Here is a 24220-nt window from a genome sequence, read left to right on the forward strand (position 1 = left end):
ATGCAGATGGTCTCTCTCATGTTGGTCTCGGAAACGGCAGTGCTCATCGGTGACGGGTCCTTCAGCCGGCGACAGGAACGGGAACGAGCCATCTCACGCCTCCTTACGATCAGTCGACGACCAAGCTCTGCCGATGGGCGTCGGCAGGTCGGGACGCAGCGACCGCACCGCCTCCTCGCCCCGCGCCGTCAGCCGCCACGCGTTCGTCCGGCCCTCCCGACGGCGCGCCACGATCCCGGCGCCTTCCAGCCGGCCGAGGTGACGGCTGATCTGACTCTCGTGACGCACATCCACCCCTCGCGCGATGTCAACGTTGCAAGCGCCCGGATGCGCGCCCAGGTAGGCGAGCGTCAGCCGTGTGAGCTCGGTGACCAGCAGGCCGTGGCTGTCAGCCTCAGGCGAGCTGGGAGTCCAGCGCGTGACGAAGGTAGTGACGTCGCCCGGGGTCTGGGCGCGCGCGGCGGCGCGGCGGCGGCCGACGAACGGCGCCAGCAGGGCGTTGATCGCCGCGGTGGTCAGCTCGTGCTCGGCCACGTCGCCGTCGTCGTCGGTGAGGAAGTGGCGCAGCAGCTCCCAGACGCCGCCCAGCGCGGCGGCGAGCACGAGGCCGGCGGGCACGTCGGTCTGCGGGGGCGGGCCGAGCAGGCGGCCGATCTCGTCCATCGCCGTGCGCCGCAGCGCCAGCGCGTCCGGCCCGGCGGCGAGCGGCGCGACGACGCACAGGTGCCCGAGGATCTGGTCGGCGCAGAGCGCGGCGACCAAAGTCCGCGTCGCGGCGACCACGCGATCCTCCCACTCGGACCCCGCCTGGGCGACCGCCGCGGCCACGTGGGCGACCAGCCGGCGCTGCGCCTCGCCGATGGCATCGAGCAGGCACGCGTCGCGATCGACATACAACTCATAGAAGGTGCGGCGCGAGATGCCCGCGCGCTGGCAGACGTGGTGCACGCCGACAGTCGAGGAGCCCACCTCGGCGGTCAGCTCGCCCATCGCCGCGACCAGCCGGTCGCGCTGGCTCGGCAGCCCGTAGGCGCGGCCGCTGCGCCGGCTCCTGGGGCCGTTGGCAGCTTCCCGCTCGGCCTCCGTCACGGCAGGGGCCATCGATGACCTGCGAGCAGGCACAGTGGACACGTCGTCTCCTCCAGCAGATTGCTTCTCGACCCGGTGGCCGCTCTCCCGCGGCCCCTTCCCGCTCGCCGTCCCGTCGCGGGGACGTGGCGAGTCGGTGTGATCGGGAACGTAAACGGCCCGATGTCCGAAGTCAAGTCTTTACGTCACGAATCCTTCAGAGGAGCAACGAGAACGCTGGCTTCAGGAGCTGTTTCGCCGCAGGTTCAGGCGCGGCTCGGCATGCGCAACGCAGCGACGCCGGCTGCCGTCAGCCGCCACGCGTTCGCCCGCCCGTGGCCCGGCTCGCGCGCCACCACGCCGTGGCCCTCCAGACGCTGCAGCGTCCGGTTGACCTGCGACAGGTGGCCGAGGGCGAGACCGCGGCGGATCTGCTCGCCGCTGCTGTCGGGATGGGCGGCGATGTAGCGCAGGTAGAGCGTGTCGGTCTCCGAGATCCCCGAGGCGCCGGCGGCGCCGTCCGGCTCGGCGATCGGCAGCCCGAAGAACCATGCGTCGCCCAGCGCGTCGAGCGCCTCGGCGGCCAGGTCGTCGCCCGCCGGCGAGCCGCCCGCCGCGCTGCGCCGCTGCAACCGCACGACGACCTCCCACAGCGTCGGCCCGTCGCGCCGCGCGATCGCGGCGCGCACGAGCAGCTCGAGGTCGGCGCGGCCTTCCGGACCCTCGGCGACGAGCGCCTCGATCTGCCCGCTGTCGGGCAGCTTGCTGATCGCCGCCGCGTCGGCCGCCACGGTCGGCTCCCCGTCGGCAAACGGCGCCAGCGCGAAGCTCGTGAGCTCGCGACGCCGTTCCCACAAAGGCTGTTCGGGGCGATGGCGTAGGCCATCGACCGCGATCGCGTCGACCGCCGCGACGACGGTGTCGACCCCCACGACCGACGCCGGCTGGGCCGCGATCCGCTCCTGCAGCGCGGCCAGCAGCGGCGCCCGCACCGCGTCGCGAGCGACCCGCGCCCGCTCGCCCGCAGCCGGGATGTCGCGCAGGCAGGCCAGCGCCCAGGCGTGGTCGCAGTCGAGGATCGCCAGGTAGGTCGCCAGCGCCGCGGCGGTCCCGCGGGCCCAGTCGCGCTCGGCCCGCAGCGCGTGCAGGATCTGCGGCATGGCGTAGGCCGCCGCCGCGTCGTAGGCCCAGATCAGCGCGTCCTGCTTGCTGGAGAAGGTGGTGTAGAACGTGCGGCGCGAGACGCCGGCCCGTTCGGCGATGCTCGCGACGGTCACCTGGCCGTAGCCGTGCTCGGCCACCTCGCGCACGGCAGCGTCGACGATCCGCGCGCGACGGCGGAAGTCCTGGGCCTGCTGGGGCAGCGCCGCGAGGTCGGCTGCGTCCGTCGAGGCAACACGAACGTTTCTCGACACAGCCGCGGATGCTAGACCACGATGCAAGTTTCTTGCGACACAGATCCTTCGGTCGACGAGGACGGACACCTTGTGCAAAGTGTTGCGTCACGTATCCTTCAGCCAGACATGGCCTCCGCCCGTCGACCCTCGTCGCCACGGTTGCCGCGTGGTCGCCACGCGCTGGATGCCGACGCTGCTGCCCCCCGCTACCGCGCGCTGCTGCACGCCGCCGCGGTGGAGGTCGTCGGCGAGCACGGCTACGGGGCCACGACCGTCGACGCGCTGGCCGCCGCGGCCGGCGTCTCGACGGCCACGTTGTATGAGTTGTTCTCCGGCAAGCAGGAGCTGGTGCTCGACGCCGGTGACGCGATCGCGCGGGAGATCGGGGGCGCGGCGCGCGCGCGGCCGGCGGTGCCCGAGGACGACCTGCGCCGCGCGCTGGCCGGGGTCCTGTCGGCCGTCGTCGACGCGGTGCTCCGGGCGCCCGCGGCCGCGCGGCTGGCGGTGGTCGACATCGTCACGGTCGGCCCGCCGGGCGTGGAGCGCCGCCGGCAGCTGACCACCGAGTTGGAGGAGTCGCTGCGCCGGGCCGCGACGCCGAACGGCCGCACCGTCGTCTCCGAGCCGGCGCTCGCGGTGCTGGCCGGCGGGACGATGGCGGTCCTCGAGCGCTACCTGCGCACCGGCAAGCTGCGCCCGCTGCGCGCCGCGGCGCTCGACCTCGCCGGCTGGGGCGCGCTGTATGAGACCGACGCGCCGCGCCGCGCGCCGGCGCCTTCGCACCCGCCGAGCGCCTCGACGGCCGACACGCCATCCCCCTTCACGCTCCCCCTCCCCCGCGGCCGCCACGGCCTGCCGCCGGCGTTCGTCAAGCGCCATCAGCGCGCCCGGATCCTCGAGGCGGTGCTCGCCGTCTCGGCGCAGCACGGCTTCGAGGCGACCTCGGTGCGCGACCTGATCGCCGCTGCCGGGATGTCGCACCAGACCTTCTACCAGCACTTCGCGTCCAAGGAGGACGCGTGGTCGGCCGCGTTCGACCAGGCGTTCGTCGAGCTCTTCGCCGCCGCCTGGTACGCGGCCGCGCCCCAGCGCGACGCCGAGGCCAAGGTCACCGCCGCCGTCAGCGCGTGCTTGAACCATCTGGCCGCCGAGCCGGCGCGTGCGCGGCTGTTGTTGGTCGACGCGCCGTCGGCCGGGCGCGCCGCCACGTCGGCGATCGACGATGCGACAGAAGCGTTCACGCGCCTGATCACGCGCGCGGGGGGAGACCGTGGGAAGCAGCCGGCGATCGTGCCGTTCGCGCTGGTCGGCGGGATCGTCAGCCTGATCGCCGGGTGGGTCGTCGATGACCGGACCGCCGAGTTGCCGGACCTGACGTCGGCGCTGGTGGAGATCGTCTTCGTGCCGTTGTTCGGCTCGCCGGCGGCGCGCGCGGCGGCGGCGAGCTTGGGCGCGTCTGATCCCGAGACCACGGCCGACACGCGCCGCCTGTTGATGGATGCCTTCGCCGACACAGTTGCGCAGGAGGGCTTCGCGGCGACCCGTCTGTCGGACGTGGCCCAGCGCGCCGGGGTCGAGCTCGACGTCGCGAGCGCGCTGTTCGTCGACGAGCTCGATTGCGCCACGCAGGCGCTGGATGCGTGGGCGGGGCAGCTCGTGGTCATCGCCGCGGGCGCGTTCCTGGCTGCGGCGAACGACCCGCCGCTGGCGGCGCACCGCGCGCTGGAGGCGGCGTTGAGCCATCTCGCCCGCACCCCGACCGTCTCGGCGCTCGTGGTGACCGACGAGCCCGAGCTGGTCCCCGCGATCTCGGCGCTGCGCGACCGCTACATCTCGCTCTTCTTCCAGCTGATCGCCGGCCAGGTCGCGGCGATCGACCAGCGCGCGCCGCAGCCGCTGGCCGCGCTGGGGGTCGTGCTCGACGGCATCTTCGCCGTGCTGCGCCGCTTTGCGCGTGAGGGCCGGATAGGCGAGCTGCCGGCCGAGCTGCGGGCGCTGAGCCTGCAGACGCTGACGCCGTTCTTCGGCGCCGACGAGGCCCGGCGCGTGGCCGAGCTCGCGGCCGCCGGCTCGCCGCCCCGCTGAGCGCGCCTCACTCTCGCTTCACCGCTCGCGTTCGGGAGACATGAAAGTCTCCCGAACTGCTATGGATTTTTGGTGGGCACCGTGCGTAAGGTGACCGTCATGGACCTCGGCGGTCTACCGTTATCAAGCTTCGCGCCACAGGATGAGCGCGAGGAGTTGATGGCGGCCTTCGCCGCCGCCGTCTACGAGCGCGGCCTCGCGCTGACCTGTCTCGGCGAGGTCGCGCGGCGCGCGGGCGTGCCGCTGGAGGACGTCAAGGCGCATTGGCCGACGCCGATCGACTGCCTGCTGGACACGGTGGCCGCGAGCACGCAGCAGCTCTTCGGGCGCGTGGCGGGCGCGTTCATGGAGGCCGGTGACGACGGGCCGCTGGCCCTGCATCGTGCGTTGGGTGCCATGTTGTACGACTTGGCCGAGGCGCCGGAGATGACGTACCTGTCGGTCGTCGAGCTGCCGCGTCTGGGGCCACTGGTCTACGAGCGCCAGGACCGGATGCTGGACCTGTTCTGTGAGCTGTTGGACGGCGGCTTCGCGGCGCTGGACGAGGCGCCGCCGAGCCGGGAGATCGTGTCGCTGTGCATCGGCGGCGGGCTGTGGGAGGTCATCTATCGGCACGCCGCGCAGCACACGCTGCACGAGCTGCCGGAGGCGCTGCCGGCACTCAGCTACGTGTGCGTGTCGACGTTCTTCGGGGTGGACGAGGCGCTGCGGGTGGGCATGCTGCGGCGGGTGGGCGGCGAAGAAGGGTGGGCTATGACGTGACCGGAAGTTCGGTGACCCAGCGCCCGAGCCGCGCGATGAGTCCGGGCGCGGTCTTTCGCTGAGCGAGCACCGCTGCGTGGACCTGACGTGCCTGGAGGTGCTCGTAGGCGTGCTGGCTCTCGTTGCGCGTCGCCAGCGTGAGGTCCAGCGAGTTACGCTCGGGCCGTGTGAGCAGCTTCAGCTGCGCGAGCGCCTCGTAGGGGTCCTTGGGAGCGTCGGGGCCGATCTGACCGAGCTGTCGTGCCAGCTTGACCGATGTGGTGATGAGTTTGACCAACATGTTGTGGATGTCGTCCAAGTTGCCGCGGACCAGCAGCGCCCGGTTGCGCTCCTCGGGATCAGTCGCCATCCACGCGTACTGGAATGCCTGGAAATCGAAGTTCGGCGCAAAGGCGGCAAGCGCCGTCTGCATCTGGGCGTCGGAGCGAGCGAGCGCGACGAGTAGGCGATCGATGTTCTGACGGCGCGCAGCCGCGCCAACAGGCGGGCGGGAGGTCATGACTGCTGCGCAAGCGCGGAGAAATGCTCGATCGCACGGCGAGCCTCATCTTCGATACGCCGGCCCTCGGCGCGTGCAGCCCGGGCAACCGAACCGCGCCGCGCCTGAAGCGCCGCCCACCGCCCCTCGCGGTCGACAAGCACCCGCCCATCCCGGATCACCTCATACATCATCGAAGAACTGCGCTCGACATCGGCGAGGGCGATCAGCTGCAAAGGCCGGCGCAGATGCGACTGCATACGCTCGCGCAGGCGCTCAAGGCCGAGCGACTCAGGACGGCGCAGCGATACGACGAGATCGAGGTCGGAGTCGGGCTCCTCCTCACCACGAGCGAACGAGCCGAAGACGACCGCCAACCCGACGTTGGGCTCGGTGCGCAGGAGACGACGCAACGTGCCGAGCTCGTTCCAATGGAGCCGGACGTACTCGGCTTCCTCGGCCGTCACCAGCAACGGGCGAGTGTTCCCCGGAACTACGTGGATCGTGCCGTCGGAGATCGCCCGGCGCAGCGTCCGTTCGCCGGTACCAACGCTCTTCGCGATCTGCGCCAACATGAGACCCACATCGACAGCGTAGCGCTTGTGTGTCCGGACAGAGCGGTTGGTATGTCCAACAGGCGGTCCGGTTGGCGATCGCGACGCGTACCCCGACCGCTTCGTAGGTCGCTCGGACCCGCGCGTCGCGGGGTCCTATCTTGAACAGCTAGGCCAGCGGCCCCGGGTCGCGGTGTCAACCGCGACCCGGGCACGCCGCGCTACTTGCTGGTCTTGCGCGCCTTGGCCGGTCCGGTCGGGTCGAACGAGACCGTGACCTTGCCGGGCTTGCCCTTGGTCCGCTTGGCGGTGATCGTGGCGACCGTCGAGCTGGCGATGATCTTGGTGGTCTTCTTGATGCCCTTGCCGGTGACGGTGACCTTGCCCGCGCCGAGGCCGCCGACCTTGACCGCCACTGAGGTCTTGCCGACCTTCTTGGTGATGATCTTCAGCGGACAGGCCGAGGTCTGCAGGTAAACATCAGCATTGGCTTGCTTGCCGTTCTGGCCATCGGCTTCGCGCGTGGCGATCTGCGTGGACTTACAGATGTCGGTGCCCGACACGACGAGGATGCCGTGCTTGCCGCCGTCGATGTCCAGTGTGAAATCGCTGACCGGGGCGTCGGGCAGGTTGTCAAATGTGCTCACCAGATGATTATCAACAACATTGCTGGTGCCGGTCACGGTGAGCCGCAGCCCGTTCTGGCCGGTCAGCGGGATCACGAGCTTGGGCAACGTCCTGATCTCACGGCCCGACTTCGGGTCCTTGCGGATGTTCTTGACGAAGTACACCGGCCCACTGAGCGGCTGGTCGAGGATCGGCGAATTGGCCGTGGCGGTGCCGACGATGCTGCCCTTCGGGCAGGTCGGGTCGACTTTGGACCCATCGGTGAACTCACACAGCGACTGCGCATTGTCCGGGTCCAACGCCAACGACAGCGGCAGGCTGACGGTGACCTTCTTGTTGTTGGCCTGCCCCACTGGCTGGGTCAGCACCGCGTGCACCCCGGGGTGCTTGTCGTCGGTCGTCTGGCCCTTGCCCGTCAAGGCGATGGCCAGCTTCGGCGCGTAGGCCAGGTCGCTGCAGCCGCCGACGCTGAACGGGGCAGCCAGATCGGCCAGCGTGCCGCTGGTCGACACCAGTTGCGCCTGGATCTGCTTGGCCGCACAGCTCGTCGGATTGAGCGTGAAGTCGGGCCGGTCTAGCGTCACGTCGACGCGGCGGACCCGTAGCGGGATGCCGTCCAGGATGGTCGGCAGCGGATCGGAGATCGCGGTCACATGCGCGTCGATCGGATCGATCTCCAGCCGCTGACGCACGACGACATTGCCGAGATCGAACGGCCCGGCCTGCGCTGGGATCACCACCACCAACCCATAAGGAGCGCCCTTGTACGGGCCGGTCAGATAGGCCTTGCCGCCCAAGAAGAACGGCGAGGGACCGACCCCCGCACCGCTCGTCACGGTCCCCACCTGGGAGCCTGCCGGACAGCTTGGGCTCGCCGCCTCGGCACCACCGGCGCCCAGTGCGGTCGAGATCGCGGCCAGCTGCGCCTCCGAGCACTCCTGGACCCCGGCGAGCTTGCCCAACAGCCCTGCCGGCAACGTCACCGACAGGCCCTGGAAGCTCTCGTCGGTGTCCGAGCGCGAGAACGAGAGCACGAACGGCGAGAAGGCGCCGGCATGCGGGTTCTGCGTTCCCGCGGTGAACGAGGGGTGGAAGCCATTCTGACAACCGCTCGTGACGTCGAACTGATCGGCACGTGTGACGGATGCCGTCCCCGACCACGGCGTGAACTCCGCGGTGGCGGTGTAGGTGCCGCACTGCTGTGGCGTCGCCAGCGCGCCGCGCGGCCCGCCGAAGAAGTCGACCTTCAGGTCGGTGAACGGCAGCTGCGGGTTGTTGTCGAAGGTGGTCTTCAACTGGCCCGTCGTGGCGTCGGCTTCGACATGGCCCGGCAGCTTGACGACGATCCCGGTCTTCGGGTCGCTGACCGCGATGTAGATCGCGAGCAGGCTCTTGAACGGATTGTCGCTCTGCCTCGCGAGATAGACCCCGCCCTTGATCGGGTGGTCGAGCAGCGGGGTGTCGATCTCGACCGAGCCGATCTTCGACGCATCCGGGCAGGTGGCCGGCTCAGGTGACGAGAGCGCGATGCGATCGGAGGAGCAGGCGTCCAGCCCGTTGGCCGAACTCGGGTTGACCGAGTAACCGGCCGGCAGTGTGACGACGGCCTTCCTCAAGTTCGCCTCGGCGAGGCCGTTGGGGTCCCGCAGGCCCGCGAGCGGCATGTGGAGGTCGACGCTCAGGCCCGCAGGAGCGTCGGCAGACGCCGTGTCAGGCTTGAGCGTGATCGACGGCGAGAAGTCGAGCCGGTCACAACCCGTGGCGCCGACCGGATTTCCCTGCAGGTCATGGCTCACGAAGCTGGCTGAGACGAACGTGCCCGGGTTCTCCCACGAGTCGGCCGAGATCGTCGTCGTCGCTGGGCCGGTGCAGGACGTGGGCAGCGTCAGGAACGCCTTCGGCGGCTGCCCCGACGGGCAGGTGAGGTCCGCTCCGGGCCGCGTGCCGATCAGCCCCTCCCCGCGAGCGCAGTCCCCCCGCAAGCCGTCGTGGCTCGGATCGCTGGGCACGCCCCAGAAGGTCACGATGGCGCCGACGAGCTCGCCCTGCTCGGTGGCATTGGCTCCGACGACCGTCAGCCCGTAGTCGCCGCCCGAACGGACAGACGCGACAAGCCGGACGGGGAAGCTGTTGTCCTGAAACGCGAACTCCGCGGGCACCCCAGCAGGCGGTGCGACGTTGTACACGGCCGTCCAGGTCTCGGTGGGGATGCCCCCCAAGCCGGCTTGGACGGCGGCGATCCCCACCGCGGTGTCATCTGGGCAGTCGAGCTGGCTCGCCTTCTGTGGCGTGCACTGCGGAACCGCGGTGGGGTCACCGATGAAGCCTGCGGGAAGGTCGACCTTGACGTCCTTGGTCATCTCGACCGGGGTGGTCGAGCCGGCCGGGTTCGACGGGTCGATCAGCTCATTGATCGAGAAGGTCGTCGTCGCCTCGTACGGATGCGACCCCGCCTGCGTGACGGTCGATCCATCCGCGTCGAAGACCCCGCCATCGAAGTTCGAGAAGCCGTACCCGGGCTGCGGCACCGGCTGGCCGAAGACATCGATGTGGCTGGCGCCCACGTTGGCAGCGGCGCTGGTGGAGCCGCCGGCGGGCGCCGAGACGTAGACGTTCCCGCCGGCGGCGACCGCGATGCCGCTCGACCCGCCATCGCCGGCAAACAGGTAGAGGAACGCCCCGTCGGGCGCGAACGCTGCCACCCAGCTGGACTCGTCGACGTACAGGTTCCCGGATGCGGGGTCGACGGCGAGCGCGGTGGGATTGAGGACCGTACCGGCCGGCGAGGCGACGCCCCGTTCGATCATGGTCGGCGTGGGCGTCGACGGCGCGATCGAGAAGTCCGACGCGTCGAATTGCCCGAGGCCGGTGTGATTGACGTTGTCGCCGGCATAGACCCTGTTTCCGTTGGCAGCAAGGCTGCAGGGTGGGTTCGCGGTGCGAATGCCTCCGGAGTAGTCCGACTCGGAGACCACGGTGCTTGACGGCGAGTACCGCCAGACCGAGTCCGACCCAAGGTCGCCGACATAGACGTCACCGTTCGTCTGGTTGACCGCCACGCCACAGGCGAGGCCGAACCCACCATCTGGGGTGCCTGAGCCGTTGAGCGTCCCGAGCGACGCACCGCTGTTGGCGAACACCGCGATGGTTCCGGAGTTGCCGTCCGCTACGTAGATGTCACCGTCGGCAGGTCCGCCCGAGTTGTCGATGGCGATCTCGTTGGTGTGGCTGCCGTTCAGGGTGGCGAGCGGGAGCGCATTGGTGCCGGCTCCAGGACCCGCGGTGAAGTTGTGCGCCTTGCCTGACGCGGTGAGACGGACAAGCTCCCCGGCAACCGGATCGAGCGCATACACGTCGCCGTTTGCCTGGTCCACCGTCAACGCCTGCGGGGCATCGACAGTCGGCCCTTGACCCGCAATCTTCTGTGAGGTGAAAGACCCGATCGGCGTCAGGGGCTGCCGGGTCATCGCCGCGGAGGCCGGGGCGGCCAGAATGCCGGTCGCGGCGAGCGCGACAAGCGCTGCCAAAATGCGGGTGCGGATCATCGTCTTGGTCTCCTTGCCGGTTGGCATGCCTACGCCTTGTCAGTGATCGAGAAGGACACGTGCGACGCAGAGCCGCTCGCCGGCGCGAAGGTCACGCGCAGCGCGAGCTTCAGTCGGCGCTTGCGCGCGAGCGCGCGCCGCTCCCTCGCGGTGAGCGCGACCTCGATCTTGAAGGTGCCCGCCTTTCCGACCGACTTGCGGGCGGTCCTGATCCCGGCCCCCGTGATGGTGATCCGGCCCTTCGCCGGAGCTTTGACGCTGATCGTGAAGTGCGTTCCCCTGACCGGCCGCTTCACGACGGTGACCTTCCCGGCCTTAGCCGGTGCCGGTGGTGGCGTTGCGTTGCCGGGGCCGCTGAAGCTGACCGTCGCGGCCAGCGGTGCCGCGGGGACGGCGGCAAGCGGACCACGACACGCGTCGGCCGCGCAGTCGGACGGCGGCGGCTTGACTTGCGATGACAATCCGCCGTCGACCCGCGCGTCGTAGACGTCGTAGAGGCCATCCTGGTCCTGAGCGACGAGCTGGTCGCGCGTGACGAAGAACGCGTCGCTCCCGTCCGCGCTCATGTCGAGGAACGAGGTCGTGTCGTCGCTCGACCCGCTCGAGATCAGGGACAGGCAGCCGCCGTTCTGCGTCGAGCCGTGGCATGAGCCCGCACCGTCGGCCTCCCACTCATAGACGTCCTGGCAAGGCCAGAACGCCAGGGCGATGGCGGTCAGCGAGGCACACCCGCTGAGCCCGTTCGTGTCACGTCCGGTGAGCGAGTCGGCGCTGTTGAAGAAGAGCCGTGTCCCGTCTGCCGACAGATACCGCGGCGCGTAGGCGAGGACGCCGGCAGCGCCGATGTTCACCGGCAGTGACGCCGGGCCCAGAGGCCGGGCACCCGTCGGATTGCACGACGCGCAGCGAAGCCGGTCTGCGGGTTGACTCGCGGTGGCGTCGTAGACGTAGACCTGTGAGCAAGGCTCGTCGGGATCGGACGCCCCGAACGCGCACGCACCGGGTGTCGCCGGCCGGTTGTCGAAGCCGGTCGGGGTCCCGAACGACCGGAAGGTCATGTGCTTGCCATCGGGGGTCACGAACACCTGGCCATACGTCATCCCGCCGGACCCCGCCGAGCCAGGAACCGCCCAGTCAGAGGAGTCGCCGCTGCGCGACAAGGTGGCCACGACCCGCGTGGTGCCGGCGTGATAGACGTACAGATCGCAGTGGCCTGACCCGGACGCCTGGCAGTCGCCCGCCTGTGCTCCCGGAGCGAGCGCACCGTCGGCGACGTAGTAGATGTACGAGGCGTCCGTCCCCATGCCCACCAGGCCGTCAAGGTTCACGTCGGCGGCAGGCGTCAGGTCGGTCAGGGGGTGGCTCGCGTTGGCAGCGTCGTAGAGGTAGAGGTTCTGCCCGCTGCCCGGGACCGTGTCATCGGTCAGGCCGGCAGAAGCGGCGGCGGCGAACACGACCTTCGAGCCGTCGTCGCTGGCTCCAAGGAACAACCCGCCACCGCCCGGTCCCGCCCCCTGCGCCGCATCGATCTGGATGGTGCTCGTCGCGTCCTGCCGGAGGTACAGGTTCCCGTCCGCCTGGAAGAAAATCCGCGAGCCGTCGCGCGAGATCGTCGACGGAACCGCCGCGAACCGAGCGTCGGAGGAGCTCATGGGCGTACCGTCGGGCGCGATGCTGACCAACCGAAACGCGCCGTGCACCCAGTCGTAGAGGTTCTGCGCGCCGGCCACGGCGTCTGTCGTGAGCTTGGCCGTGCTGCAGTAGATCACGTGCGACAGATCCGCCGAGGCGCCGTAGACAAACGTGGTACACACGTCTGTGCTCGGCGGGGTCAGCAACTGATACGACGGGTGGGCCGGATCAGAGAGGTCCTGGACGTAGCGGTTGAACTGCCCAAGTCCTGCGTCCGGCGTCAGCAGGGGACCGTTCTGAGACGTCACGTTCGTCACCGCTTTGTCGAGCGCATCCGTGAACAGCATCTCCGTGAACGGGTCGTTGACGATGGCGGCCGTGGCCTTGAGCGGCGGGTTGATCCCGTTCGTCGTCCAGCCGTCCCCGCCCCGACGGGACAGGTAGTAGTCACTGGTCTGACCGCTCGGCTCTCCAGCGAAGACGCTGCCGAAGGTCGCGAAGACGACCGCTCCGCCGGCCACCGCGCTTCGTGAGATGTCCGTGACCGCGCCGGCCTCGAGGAAGGCTGCGTCGGTGCCGTTCTTGTCCACCGGTGAGACCTGCTCGTAGGCGCGGCAATCGGGGAGCCGCGACCCGATGCCGTCACGCAGCGCGTCGTTGGCGCACGCTGCGCTCGGAGGCGACACCGGCAGGGTCGTGAACAGGCGGTCCGGGCCGGCGACGCTTCCTGCGTCGTTGGTGGCGACGACCCGGTAGTGGTAGGTGCTCCCGGGGGTCAGTCCTGTCAAGAGCTGCGCGCGGGTCAGATCGTCCGAGCCGGCGCCCACGTCGGCGTCACGGACGGGCGCCGACTGACCGTAGGTCGTGTCGGGGCCGTAGTCGACGTGGAAGGTCGTCTGTTGGCGGTTGGGATTGATCGTCGCCTTGATCGTCGCTTCGGTCGGACCGACTCCGGTCGCCCATTCGTCGCGGATGGCAGCGCCGGTGGTCGCGAACGGCAGATCATCGGTACTAGTCGTGCCGTCGGCGTTCGTCGCGACGAGGCGAGCGTGGTACGGCGTCGCGGAGATCAGCCCGGAGAGGTCGGCCGACACGTCGGTCGGCGACGAGATCGGGGTGGCAGGAGCGCATGGCACCGACTGGGCGCCGGCGAAGCCGCTCGCTTGGAAGCTCGTGTCGTCGGTGTAGTCGAAGTGGCAATCGGTGATGTCGCCGCCGCCGTTCGAATCGACGTGCCCGTTGAGCGTCGCTGTCGTCGTGCCCACCGGATGGGCGGCCGCGATGCTGACATTGACCGCCACCGAGGTGACGAACGTGGCGCCGTCGCTTGTGTTCGTGCCCTGTGGGCCGGTCGCGACGAGCCGGAAGTGATACGTCGTACTCGCGTTGAGGCCCGACGGAGCGGCGGTGACGTCCATCCCCGACGAGATCGGCGTTGACTGAATGCAGGCGATCGTCTGCGCTCCGGTGTACCCCTGCGCCTCAAAGGTCGCGTCGTCAACGTAGTCGAAGTGACAGTCGGAAACGTCGCCGCCGCCGGCCGGACCGAGGTGGCCGTTGAGGGTGGCCGTATGCTTGCTGACCGAGGACGCCGGGCTCGTCGTAGCGTCAGGAATGGCGGCGCCGTTGAACACGGAGATCTGGTTGGCGGCCACGTCGGCGGCATAGACGGTGCCGGTGGACGGGTCGGTGGCGAGGCCGGCGGCGCCGGTGAGGTGGCCCGAGCCGAAGGTGTCGGCCGGGGTGCAGCCTGCATTTGGTGCCGGGGCGCAGGCGGGGAAGGTGTAGTGCTCGATCGCGGCGCCGGTGTCGACGTAGAGGTCGCCGGTGGCGGCGTCGGTGATAATGCCGGTGGTCGAGGTGGAGGCGGTGACCTGGCCGATGTCGGTGCCGTCGGCCTGGAACTCCTCGACCGACAGATCGCCGTTGACCTTGAAGAAGTTGTTCGCCGCGTCCGCGGCGAGGCCGTTGGAACTGGTGCCGCGGGCGGTGGTGAAGTCGGTGATGAAGGAGCCGTCCTGGGCGAAGCGGAAGAGCCGGGTGTTGGTGTCGAAGACGTTGAGGTTGCCGGTGGTGTCGACGGCGATGCCCGCGAGGGCGCCGAAGGGACCGTCGGTGGCGGTGGTGCCGTCGAGCATGCCGCCCGATCCCCACGCCGAGACCAGGCTCCCGGACGCGGTGAACTTCTGGACCTGGTTGGTGCCGGTGTCGCCCACGTAGACATCGCCTGCGGACGCTCCGGCGGAGTTGTCAACGGCGATGAACGTCGGGGTCGTGAACTGGCCCGCACCCGTGCCCGAGATCCCGGCCTGGCAGGTGAGCGTGCAGGTCTCAAGCGACGGAAGCCCGTCGGCGACGCCCCAGCCCCAGGCACGGATGAACGAGCCGGCCGAGGAGAACTGATCGACCCGGAGGTTCGCCGTGTCGGCCACGTAGACGTCATGCGTGGTGGCGTTGACCGCCACCCCCGAAGGAGACGACACCTGACCGGCACCCGAACCCGCGCTCCCGAAGCTCGACGAGAACACATGGGTCTGCAAGGCCGAGGCCGACGCCGCACCGAAGACCAGCAGCGCGACAGCGGCGAGCGTGACGAGCGGCGCGAAACGCAGGCGGCGAGCCAAGCTCCCCGGCGCGCCGGCGTCGCCATCAACCAAACGGTCAGTCATGCAGGTGGTCCCTCTCGTGATGTTCATCGTGTCGATCAAGGTCGGTCGATTCGGCTCGCTCATGCCCACGGACCATTGGTCAGTCGCGGTGTGTCGGACCGCAAATCGTGCAAGGTGCGCGCCGCCTCCTCGCCACGCGCGGTCAACATCCAGGCGTTGGTCCGGCCCTCCTTGCGGCGGCTGACCATCCCCGCCCGCTCGAGCCGGCCGAGGTGACGGCTCATCTGGCTCTCGTGGCGCACATCGATCGCCCGCGCGATGTCGATGTTCGCCGCGCCCGGGTGGCCGTTGAGATAGCGCAGCGTCTGGCTGGTCAACTCGGTGACCAGCAGCCCGCGGTCTTCATCACCACCAACAACGGTCGGGGTCCAGCGCGTGACATACGCGACCGTGCCGCCCCGGCCCGCGGCCCGCGCCGCGGCGTGACGGCGGCCGGCGAACGGCGCCAGCAACAAGTAGATCGCCACACCCGCGAGATCGGCGATGGACGCGTCGGGCTTCTCGGTCAGCTGGGCGAAGGCCAGCCCCCAGATACCGGTGATGGCACACGCCAGCACGGACGCCTCGACCATCGGCTGCCGGGGCGGATCGGCCAGGAGACCGGCGATCTGCGCCATCGCTGTGCGCCGCAGCTCCATCGCCTCGGCGTGACCGCTGACTGACGACACCAGGCACAGCTGGGCGAGGACACGATCGGCGTCCCAGGCGCCGAGCAGCGCCTGCGTCAGCGCGACCGCGCGGTCTTCCCAGTGAGCGCCCGCGTCGGCGACGGCCTCGGCGAGGTGGACGAGCAGCCGGCCGAAGGCCTCTTCGTGCATGTCGACCACGCAGGCGTCGCGGTCGGCGTAGAGGTCGTAGAAGGTGCGGCGCGAGACGCCGGCCCGCTGGCAGACGTGGTGCACGCCGACGGCGGTCAGGCCGAGCTCGGCGGTCAGCTCCCCCATCGCCGCGACGAGCCGGTCGCGCTGGGTCGGCACGCCGTAGGTCTGGGCGTTGCGCCGGCCCGTGACCCCACCCGGGGCCGGGTTGCCCGCCGTTACGGCAGGGGCCATCGATGACCTGCGAGCAGGCACAGCGGACACGTCGTCTCCTCCAGCAGTGATCTCTCAACCCAATGACCGGCGCCACCTGGCGCCCGTCGCTCTCCCACACCCGCTGCCGCTGCCAGAGCGGCAACCTCAAGGTGCGATCGGCACCGTAAACGGCCCGATGTCCTAAGTCAAGTCTCCGTGTACCGCCTCCTTCATTAAGCCTTCAGGACCGGCGCGTCGACACGCCGACCGGCAGGCCGAAGAACCAGGCGTCACGGAGCCCTTCGAGCGCCTGGCGCGCAATCGGCTCCGGCACCGGAGCGCCCGCGGCGCGGCGCTCGGCCATCGCCACCGAGACGTGCCACAGCGTCGGGCCGTCCCGGCGCGCAACCGCACCCTGGACGAGCAACTCGAAGTCGGCCTGCGCATCGGGCCCGCGGTCCAGCAGCAACTCGATGCGCTCGCGGTCCGCAGGAGGGCCGGGCGTCGCCGCGTCGCTCTCGACCACCTCCGGCACCCGCTCCTGCGCAAACGGCGCGAGCGCAAAGCTCGTGAGCTCGCGGCGCCTCGCCCACAGCGGTTTCTCGGGGCGATGGCGCAGCCGGTCGACCACCATCGCGTCGAGCCCAGCCAGCACCGTGTCGACCCCCGCCCCCTCGCCGGGCTCCTGGCTGATCCGCTCGCGCAGCGCCTCCATGATCGGCGCGCGCACCGCGTCGCGCGCGGCGCGGGCGCGTTCCCCAGCCGCCGGCAGCTCGCGCAGGCAGACCAGCGCCCAATCGTGGTCGCAGTCGAGGATCGCGAGGTAGGTCGCCACGGCGTCGGCGGTCGCCTGCTCCCAGTCGCGCTCGGTGCGGATGGCGCGCAGGATCTGGGGCATCGCGTAGGCGACGGCAGCGTCGTAGGCCCAGATGAGTACGTCCTCCTTGCCGCCGAACGCGTCGTAGAAGCTCTCGTCCGACACGCCGGCACGCTCGGCGATGCCCGCCACGGTGGCCTCGCCGTAGCCATGCTCGGCGACCTCGCGGACCGCCGCGTCGACGATCCGCGCACGGCGCCAGAAATCCGTCGCCTGCGATGGCAGCTCCGGCAGTCGCTCGGTCTCCGTTGAGGCACCGTCCGCGTTTCTCGACACGATTCCGCGATCGTAGACCACCAGGTCAAATTTCTATAGACCAAATCCTTCTAAGGACGCTCTCCGGCCCTATCTCGGAGCCGCCGTGTCGCGTATCGTTGGCAGCCGATGGCTTCCGTTCGCCGACCCTCGACGCAACCGTTGCCGCGCGGTCGGCACGCGCTCGGGAGCGAGGAGGCCGCGGCCGCCCACCGGGCCCGGTTGCACGAGGCCGTCATCAAGCTTCTGGGCACCCAGGGCTACGGCGGGACGAGCGTCGACGAGCTGGCCTCGGCGGCCGGCGTCTCGACCGCCACGCTCTACGGGTTGTTCGCCGGCAAGCAGGAGCTGGTGCTCGACACCTTCGACGCGATCGCCGGCGACGCCGGCGGACGACTCCGCACGCGCGCGGTCGCCGAGGGTGACCTGCGCACCGCGCTGGCCGACGTCCTCTCGGCCGTCGTCGACGCGGTGCTGCGCCAGCCCGAGGCGGCGCGGCTGGCCGTCGTCGACATCGCCGCCCTCGGCCCGTCGGGGGTGCAGCGCCGCCGCGCGCTGACCGACGGCCTCCAGGAACTGCTGCGCCGCGCGGCCACCACGGGCGACGGGCTGACCGTCCTCTCCGAGCCGGCGCTCGGCGTGCTGGCCGGCGGCACGCTGCATGTGCTCGACCGCCACCTGCGCTCCGGCCGGATGCGCCCGCTGCGCAGCGCGGCCTTGGATCTCGCGACGTGGGGGGCGATGTACGAGACCGACGCGCCGCAGCCCGCCCCGCCGCGCCGGCCGGCCGTCGCGTCGCACAACGGCGCTCGCTCGCCCTTGTCACAGGGGTTGCCCCACGGCCGCCACGGCCTGCCCGCCGCCTTCGTGCACCGCCACCAGCGCGAGCGGATCCTCGAGGCGGTGCTGACGCTCTCGGCCGAGCAGGGCTTCGAGGTCACCTCCGCGCGCGAGCTGGCCACCCGCGCGGGCCTCTCGCGCCAGACCTTCTACCAGCACTTCCCGACTAAGGAAGACGCCTGGTCAGCCGCCTACGACCAGGCCTTCCTGGAGCTCTTCTCCGCCGCGTGGCACGCGGGCGCAGCGCGGCGTGAGCCGGCCGCCAAGGTCACCGCGGCGATCACGGCCTGCCTCGAGCAGCTGATCGCTGAGCCCGGCCGCGCGCGGCTGCTGCTGGTCGACGCGCCGTCGGCAGGGACCGCCGGCAGCGCCGCGATCGACCGCGCGACCCAGGCCTTCGCGCGCCTGATCGCCGGCGCGGCGGGGGAGCGGGAGCTGCCGGCGATCGTGCCGCTGGCGATGGTCGGCGGGATCGTCAGCCTCGTCGGCGGCTGGGTCGTCGAGGACCGCACGGCCGACCTCGCCGACCTGACACCCGCGCTGGTGGAGATCCTCTTCGTCCCGCTCTTCGGCTCGCGCGCCGCCCGCGCGGCTACGCGCCGGCTGAGCGCCGGGGCCTCCGGGACCGCCGCCCAGCCCGCCGACGACGAGTTGCGGCTGATGGACGCGTTCGCCCGCGCCGTCGTCGCCGACGGCCTGGCGGCCACCCGCCTCGCCGATGTCGCCCAGCGCGAGGAGATCGCGCTCGACACCGTCAACGCCCTCTTCGACGACGAGCTCGACTGCGCCACCCAGGCGCTGGATGTGTGGACCGGCCAGCTGGTCGCGGCCGCCGCCGGCGCCTATCTCTCGGCCGCGCTCGACCCGCCGCTGGCCGCCCACCGGGCACTGGAAGCGGTCTTGACACACGTCGCCCGCACGCCCGCGCTCTCGGCGCTTGCCGTCAGCGACGATCCGCAGATCGTCACCATCATCTCGAAGCTGCGCACCCGCTACGCCGCGCTCTTCCTGCAGCTCGTCGGCGGCCAGCTGCCGGCGGCCGACGCGCGCGCGCCACAGCCCGCCGCGTTGCTGGAGGTCGTGCTCGAGGGGTTCCTCGCGGTCGTCGGCCGTTTCGCCCAGGAGGAACGGCTCGCCGAGCTGCCGGGCGAGCTGACGGCCCTCAGCCTCCAGAGCCTCACGCCGTTCTTCGGCGAGGCCGAGGCGCAGCGCGTGGCCGAGCAGACCGCCGCACTGCGGTAAGTCACTCACCGCCGCGTTTGGCAAACAGCGACGTCTCTCCGAGAGCCGTGAAAGTCTCTCGAACGACGGTGGATTTTGGCTGTGGGACGGGCGTAAGGTGAAGCGTCATGAGGCGGCACGGCCTACAAACGTCAAGCGTCACGCCGCTGCCACCCGGCGAGATCGACCGCCTGCTCGACAGCGTCGCGGCCTTCACCCGCCTGCTCTACACCCACGCGGCCGAGGTCTTCATGGACGCGGCGGGCGATCCCGCCCAGGCGTTGCACGAAGCGCTGGACTCCCTGTTGCGCGACCTTGCCGCAGCGCCCGAGATGACCTACATGTCGACGGTCGAGCTGCCCGGGCTCGGCCCGCTCGTCGCCGACCGCCACCACCGCATGCTCGACCTCTTCTGCGACTTCCTGCAGCCCGGCTTCGCCGCTCGCGGCGTCGCCCTGCCCAACCCGGAGATCGTCTCGCTCTGCATCACCGGCGGCCTCTGGCGCATCGTGCGCCAGCACGCGATCGACCGACGCCTTCATGAACTGCCGGAGGCGCTGCCGGCGATCAGCCACGTGGTGCTGTCGACGTTCTTCGGGGTGGACGAGGCGTTGCGGGTGAACACGCGGCCCCAGCCCGCTGCGATAGCGGAACTGCACTAATTAAGTCGACAGCGACCCCGGCCGATATTGCGGTTGTTGCGTTTGTTTCGAATGACGTGCTACCGTCAGTCGCGAACCGACACGCGAGAATGCCATGACGACCGCCGCCACCGACAACCTGCTCCGCGCCACGCCCGATGAGGGCGACGCGCTCGAGGCCCTGCGCCACCAGATCGACGAGATCGTGCGCGAGCACCGCGCCGCTCGGCTCGTCGGCCCCGACGGCGAGACGCTGGAGATCCCGGCCTCAGCCTTCCACGCGCTCCAGCTGGTCGTCCAGGGCATGGCCCGTGGTCAGACCATGACGCTCGTCCCGCACGGAAAGGAGCTGACCACCCAAGAGGCCGCCGACCTGCTGCACGTGTCGCGACCCCACCTGGTCAAGCTCCTCCAGGACGGGACCATCCCCTATTACAAGGTCGGGACCCACCGCCGCGTCCGTATCCAGGACGCCCTGGACTACCGCGCGCAGCGCGCTGTGACCCGCCGCCAGAAGCTCGACGAGCTCACCGAGCTCTCTGAAGAGCTTGAGGGCGGGTACCGCTAGCCGCCCTCACGACCAACGCCCCACGCCGCGCATATCCTCGGCGATCGGTTCGAACCTTCCATGACCAACGACGTGAAGGACCGGCACGTGCTGGCCGCCATCGCCAGCAACGCCCAGGTCATTGTGACGCTCAACGTCAAGGACTTCCCGCCTGAGTCCTGCGAGCCATTCGCTATCGAGCCGCTGCATCCCGACGCGTTCTTGATGGACTTGTACGGCCTCGACGACCGAGTGGTTTACGAAGCTGTTGTGCGACAGGCCGCGAAGCTCCGCCGGCCGCCGATGCTTCTTGACGAGTTGCTCGACCGACTTGCGGTCACCGTGCCGACGTTCGCGCGCGCACTGCGCGAGAGTCGACCCGCGTACGCGACCCAGATCAAAAGTCCGCCGCCCCGCCCGCTAGGCTTCGCCCCTCATACAAATACAGTACCCCCGCGACCGCTTGCAACGGCCCGGGGGCATGACCCAAAAGGAGTAGTAGCTCCCATGAGTACCCCGCAGCGTACCCACGTCCGCATGCTTGTCGTCGATCGCGAGACCGGCGATGTTCTGCGGCTGGAGGCCAAGAAGGTGATGGACCTCGGCCACGAGTTGTTCGAGGACTTCCTCCTCTACGGGCCTGAGGCGCAATACCTGCTGGCCATGCGGTTCTGTGCCGCGACCGCGCTGATCACCGCGGTCGGCTGGGATCCCGACAACGTCGACGCCGATGTCGAGCAGTTCGAGGTCCCGTTGACCGATGACCTGGTCGAGCAGTTGCGCCATCGCCGTTACGACCTGGCGCGGTGTAACAACGATCGCCTCGACGGGCTGCCGGTCGACGAGCCGATCGATCCCGATCTCCTGGCCGAGATCACCGTCGACCGCCTCGCGGCCCAAGCGTTGGACCGCCTGTTCGGCAAGTACGAAGCCGCTCGCGCGGCGGCGTAACCGCCCACGCTCCCGGGTCGCGGTACTGGCCGCGACCCGGGAGACGATGGTCCTACTTGCTCGTCTTGTGGGCCTTCGCCGGCCCGGTCGGGTCAAAGGAGACCGTGACCTTGCCCGGCTTGCCCTTGGTGCGCTTGGCGGTGATCGTCGCGACCGTCGAGGAGGCGATGGTCTTGGTGGTCTTCTTGATGCCCTTGCCGGTGACCGTGACCTTGCCGGCACCAAGCCCGCCGACCTTGACGGCTACGCTGGTCTTGCCGATCTTCTTGGACAGGATCTTCAGCGGGCAGGCCGACGTTTGCAGGTAGACATTGGAGTCGAGTTGCTTGCCGTTCTGACCGTCGATCTGCTGCTCGGCGATCTGACTGGCTTTGCAGATGTCGGTCCCCGAGACGACGAGGATGCCGCCCTTGCCACCACTGATGTCCAGGGTGAAGTCGCTGACCGGGGCGTCTGGGATGTTGTCAAACGTCGTGACGAGCCGGTTCTTGACGACGTTGCTCGTACCGACGAGATTGAGCCGCAGCCCGTTCTCGCCGGTCAGCGGGATCACGAGCTTGGGCAGCGTCCGGATCTCGCGCCCGGACTTCGGGTCCTTGCGGATGTTCTTGACAAAGTACACCGGCCCCGTCAGCGCCTGATCGAGGATGGGCGTGTGCGCGGTGGCCTTGCCGACGATCGACGCCTTCGGACAGGTCGGGTCGATCTTGGACCCGTCGGTGAACTCACACAGCCCGTTCGCGTTGTCGGGGTCCAGCGCCAGCGACAACGGGAGGCTGACGACGACCTTCTTGAGGTTGGCCTGCCCCGCGGTCTGACTCACCGTCGCATGCACACCCGGGTGCTTGTCGTCGGTCGTCTGCCCCTTGCCGGTCAGGGTGATCGCGAGCTTGGGCTTGAGATCCAGCGACGCGCACCCACCCACCTGGAAGGCCGACGCCACGTCCTTGACCGTGTCATCGCCCAGGTCGGCGAAGTTCGCGCCGCCACCGGTGATCTGGCTGTCGACCGTCTGGCGGTCACAGCTGGTCGGGTTGAGCACGAAGCTGTTGCGATCCATCTTCAGCGTCACGCTGCGCACATGCAGCGGGATGCCTTGGAGGATCGACGGCAACGGCTCGGACTGGCCGGAGACCTGCGTGGTGATCGGATCGATGCTCAGCTTCGTGCGCACGACCACATGGCCCAGGTCAAACGGACCGGCCACCGCATGCGTGTCGATCGCCAGACCGAACGGCGCACCGTCATAGCCGTCGGTGAGATACACCGGCTGATCGGACAGGAAGAACGGCGACGAGCCCACACCCGCGCTCACCGTGACCGTCCCGACCTGCGAACCCGCCGGACAACTCGTGCTGCCGCCCACACCCGGCACGATCGCCGACTGCGCACACCGCGGAACACCCGCCAGCTTCGCGGTCAAGCCCAGCGGCAACGACACATCGATCTTCTTCAGATCCTGCTGACCATCAGGACGACTGACCTTCAAGACAAACGGGCTGAAGGCACCGGCCTGGGGGTTGATGGTCCCGGCCGAGAACCCCGGGGTGAACCGGCCCGGATCGGTGAGATCGGGGCACGGACCGCCGCCCGGGCCAGACGTGATCGCAAACGAGTCAGAAGGCATCGCAGGCGGACCGGAGTCAGGCGCCGACCACGGCGTGAGCTCCGTGGTGGTCGTGTACGTGCCGCAGGCATTGGGCAGGGCGAGCTCGCCACGGTCGCCACCGAAGAAGTGCAGCTTCAGGTCACTGAACGGGAACTGAGGATTGTTGTCAAAGACACCGGTGATCTGACCGGTCTCCGGATCCGGGGTGAGCTTGCCCGGCAGCTTGATGACGATGCCCGTCGTCGGGTCATCGACGACGATGTAGCCGGCCAGTAGCGAATGGAACGGATTGTCGTTCTGGGTGGCCAGGAAGATCGAGCCAGTCAGCGTGCCCGGCACCAACGGCGACTGCAACTCGACCGTGCCCACCTTCGAGGACTCGGGGCACCTCGGCGCTGAAACAGAGTCGAGATCGATCTGCGCCGGACTGCACGCACCGAGACCATCAGCTGCCGACGGATTGACCGACACGCCCGCAGGCAGGACAACCACACCCTTCTTCAACGGCGGCGTGGCCAGAGTGCCCGGGTCCGTCGACTGCGGGACCTTGATCTCGACGTCCAGACCGGCCGGCGAATCAGCCGAGGACGAGTCGGGCTTGACGGTCACGCTGGGCTCGAACTGGAGCTTGTTACAACCGGTTACCGGCGGCGAGGTGTCGGTGGTGGTGACCCAGTTGGGATCGGCGAGGTCGGGCGTGCCATCGGGCTTGACGGAGCCCGGATGCTGCCAGGAGTCCATGTGGACGACGGTGGCCAGAGCCTGGCCACCGCACTGCGAAGGATTGGTAAAGAAGGCTACCGGCGCGTTGCCAGTGGCGTTCTTGGCGGCAGGACTGCCAAAGAACGTTACGGTGATCGAGTTGATCCAGATCTGGGGGATGTCAGGAGCGGTGGTCCGAAGGACGTATCCGTCGGGACCGGGGACGACACGGGCGTAGAGGACATGGGAGACCTGAAGCGCATCGACATAGCCAAACTCAGCAGCGACACCCTTCTCAGGGGTGATGTTGTAAATCGAAGTGTTGATGGACTCCTGAGAGGCGGGTTCGGTAAGAACATGTCCGACGCGGGTATCGGCCGGACAATGGCCCGGCCCTGAAAGCTGAGCGAGCGTGCAGGTCGGCGCGGCGAGCGCGCTTCCGAGAAAGCCCAAAGGAAGGTCTACGGCGACATCCTTGGGGTCCTCGACGCTGTCATTGCCGAAAACGCTGTCGGCAGCGATCCTGAACTCGTTGGCGAGGTCGATGCGCGTGGTGAGCTCGTACGGGTGACTGGCTGCCTGGGTGTCGGGCCGGCCGTCAAGACCAGCGATGTAGGAGCTGAACGCGGAAGGGCCAAATGCCGGCGCGCTGGAGCCGACGGTGTTCTGCGAGCTGGTGCTGGCGTCGCGGGCACCACCGCCAGTGACCGTGGCGCTGTTGTCGAGGGGGCCGGAGGCGGCCGGATC

At 69.6% G+C, this 24220-nt stretch carries 14 protein-coding genes; 6 read left to right on the forward strand and 8 right to left on the reverse strand.

The features are described from left to right. Positions 1 to 93: 93 nt before the first annotated feature. The gene (locus VGO10_RS04730) at positions 94 to 1101 is read right to left on the reverse strand and encodes a hypothetical protein (RefSeq protein ID WP_327465682.1); all 1008 of its coding nucleotides are present in this window, start codon (positions 1099 to 1101) and stop codon (positions 94 to 96) included. Positions 1102 to 1334: 233 nt separating this feature from the next. Further along, positions 1335 to 2483: a TetR family transcriptional regulator gene (locus VGO10_RS04735; protein WP_327465684.1), complete on the reverse strand. Its 1149-nt coding sequence runs from the start codon at positions 2481 to 2483 to the stop codon at positions 1335 to 1337. A gap of 108 nt (positions 2484 to 2591) precedes the next feature. Here VGO10_RS04735 and VGO10_RS04740 point away from each other — a divergent pair, with 108 nt between their 5' ends. Together VGO10_RS04740 and VGO10_RS04745 are read left to right on the forward strand one after the other, a co-directional pair. Further along, positions 2592 to 4550: a TetR/AcrR family transcriptional regulator gene (locus tag VGO10_RS04740; RefSeq protein ID WP_327465686.1), complete on the forward strand. Its 1959-nt coding sequence runs from the start codon at positions 2592 to 2594 to the stop codon at positions 4548 to 4550. A 72-nt stretch (positions 4551 to 4622) separates the two neighbouring features. Further along, positions 4623 to 5312, forward strand: coding sequence for a TetR/AcrR family transcriptional regulator (locus VGO10_RS04745; RefSeq protein WP_327465688.1), 690 nt, complete (start codon positions 4623 to 4625; stop codon positions 5310 to 5312). Here VGO10_RS04745 and VGO10_RS04750 read toward each other — a convergent pair. The 6 genes from VGO10_RS04750 to VGO10_RS04775 form a co-directional block, all read right to left on the reverse strand. Then, entirely contained in the window at positions 5302 to 5811 is a 510-nt protein-coding gene (locus VGO10_RS04750) for a hypothetical protein (protein ID WP_327465690.1), read from the reverse strand. The genes VGO10_RS04745 and VGO10_RS04750 overlap by 11 nt on opposite strands. Further along, on the reverse strand, positions 5808 to 6365 hold the full coding sequence (locus VGO10_RS04755) for a nucleotidyltransferase domain-containing protein (protein WP_327465692.1): 558 nt from the start codon (positions 6363 to 6365) through the stop codon (positions 5808 to 5810). Before VGO10_RS04755 ends, VGO10_RS04750 begins: the two co-directional genes overlap by 4 nt. Before the next feature lie 200 nt (positions 6366 to 6565). Next, on the reverse strand, positions 6566 to 10543 hold the full coding sequence (locus VGO10_RS04760) for a hypothetical protein (RefSeq protein WP_327465694.1): 3978 nt from the start codon (positions 10541 to 10543) through the stop codon (positions 6566 to 6568). Between the two features lie 2 nt (positions 10544 to 10545). Beyond that, positions 10546 to 14817, reverse strand: a complete 4272-nt coding sequence (locus VGO10_RS04765) for a hypothetical protein (protein ID WP_327465696.1) — start codon at positions 14815 to 14817, stop codon at positions 10546 to 10548. Positions 14818 to 14876: 59 nt separating this feature from the next. Next, positions 14877 to 15869, reverse strand: coding sequence for a hypothetical protein (locus VGO10_RS04770; RefSeq protein ID WP_327465698.1), 993 nt, complete (start codon positions 15867 to 15869; stop codon positions 14877 to 14879). Positions 15870 to 16071: 202 nt separating this feature from the next. Next, positions 16072 to 16983, reverse strand: a complete 912-nt coding sequence (locus tag VGO10_RS04775) for a helix-turn-helix domain-containing protein (RefSeq protein WP_327465700.1) — start codon at positions 16981 to 16983, stop codon at positions 16072 to 16074. A 108-nt stretch (positions 16984 to 17091) separates the two neighbouring features. Between VGO10_RS04775 and VGO10_RS04780 the strand changes: the two genes are divergently transcribed. The 4 genes from VGO10_RS04780 to VGO10_RS04795 all read left to right on the forward strand — a co-directional run bounded on the left by VGO10_RS04780 (position 17092) and on the right by VGO10_RS04795 (position 21162). Next, complete coding sequence (locus VGO10_RS04780) at positions 17092 to 19044, forward strand: TetR/AcrR family transcriptional regulator (protein ID WP_327465702.1); 1953 nt, start codon at positions 17092 to 17094, stop codon at positions 19042 to 19044. Between the two features lie 107 nt (positions 19045 to 19151). Then, positions 19152 to 19685, forward strand: coding sequence for a hypothetical protein (locus VGO10_RS04785; RefSeq protein ID WP_327465704.1), 534 nt, complete (start codon positions 19152 to 19154; stop codon positions 19683 to 19685). Positions 19686 to 19779: 94 nt separating this feature from the next. Then, positions 19780 to 20232 carry an excisionase family DNA-binding protein gene (locus VGO10_RS04790; RefSeq protein WP_327465705.1) on the forward strand — a complete coding sequence of 151 codons (453 nt, stop codon included), beginning with the start codon at positions 19780 to 19782 and terminating at the stop codon, positions 20230 to 20232. 486 nt (positions 20233 to 20718) lie between these two features. Further along, positions 20719 to 21162 carry a hypothetical protein gene (locus VGO10_RS04795; protein ID WP_327465707.1) on the forward strand — a complete coding sequence of 148 codons (444 nt, stop codon included), beginning with the start codon at positions 20719 to 20721 and terminating at the stop codon, positions 21160 to 21162. Positions 21163 to 24220: the final 3058 nt, after the last annotated feature.

It is taken from the genome of Baekduia sp. (assembly GCF_035996765.1).
In the GTDB taxonomy this organism is placed as follows: Bacteria; Actinomycetota; Thermoleophilia; order Solirubrobacterales; family Solirubrobacteraceae; genus Baekduia.

Bases quoted from the DNA above. Each gene is read 5' to 3' on its own strand.
- VGO10_RS04760 (WP_327465694.1), bottom strand. From the start codon at position 10,543: ATGCCAACCGGCAAGGAGACCAAGACGATGATCCGCACCCGCATTTTG.
- VGO10_RS04730 (WP_327465682.1), bottom strand. From the start codon at position 1,101: ATGGCCCCTGCCGTGACGGAGGCCGAGCGGGAAGCTGCCAACGGCCCC.
- VGO10_RS04755 (WP_327465692.1), bottom strand. From the start codon at position 6,365: ATGTTGGCGCAGATCGCGAAGAGCGTTGGTACCGGCGAACGGACGCTG.
- VGO10_RS04765 (WP_327465696.1), bottom strand. From the start codon at position 14,817: ATGACTGACCGTTTGGTTGATGGCGACGCCGGCGCGCCGGGGAGCTTG.
- VGO10_RS04785 (WP_327465704.1), top strand. From the start codon at position 19,152: ATGAGGCGGCACGGCCTACAAACGTCAAGCGTCACGCCGCTGCCACCC.
- VGO10_RS04780 (WP_327465702.1), top strand. From the start codon at position 17,092: ATGGCTTCCGTTCGCCGACCCTCGACGCAACCGTTGCCGCGCGGTCGG.
- VGO10_RS04750 (WP_327465690.1), bottom strand. From the start codon at position 5,811: ATGACCTCCCGCCCGCCTGTTGGCGCGGCTGCGCGCCGTCAGAACATC.
- VGO10_RS04795 (WP_327465707.1), top strand. From the start codon at position 20,719: ATGAGTACCCCGCAGCGTACCCACGTCCGCATGCTTGTCGTCGATCGC.
- VGO10_RS04770 (WP_327465698.1), bottom strand. From the start codon at position 15,869: ATGGCCCCTGCCGTAACGGCGGGCAACCCGGCCCCGGGTGGGGTCACG.
- VGO10_RS04740 (WP_327465686.1), top strand. From the start codon at position 2,592: ATGGCCTCCGCCCGTCGACCCTCGTCGCCACGGTTGCCGCGTGGTCGC.
- VGO10_RS04790 (WP_327465705.1), top strand. From the start codon at position 19,780: ATGACGACCGCCGCCACCGACAACCTGCTCCGCGCCACGCCCGATGAG.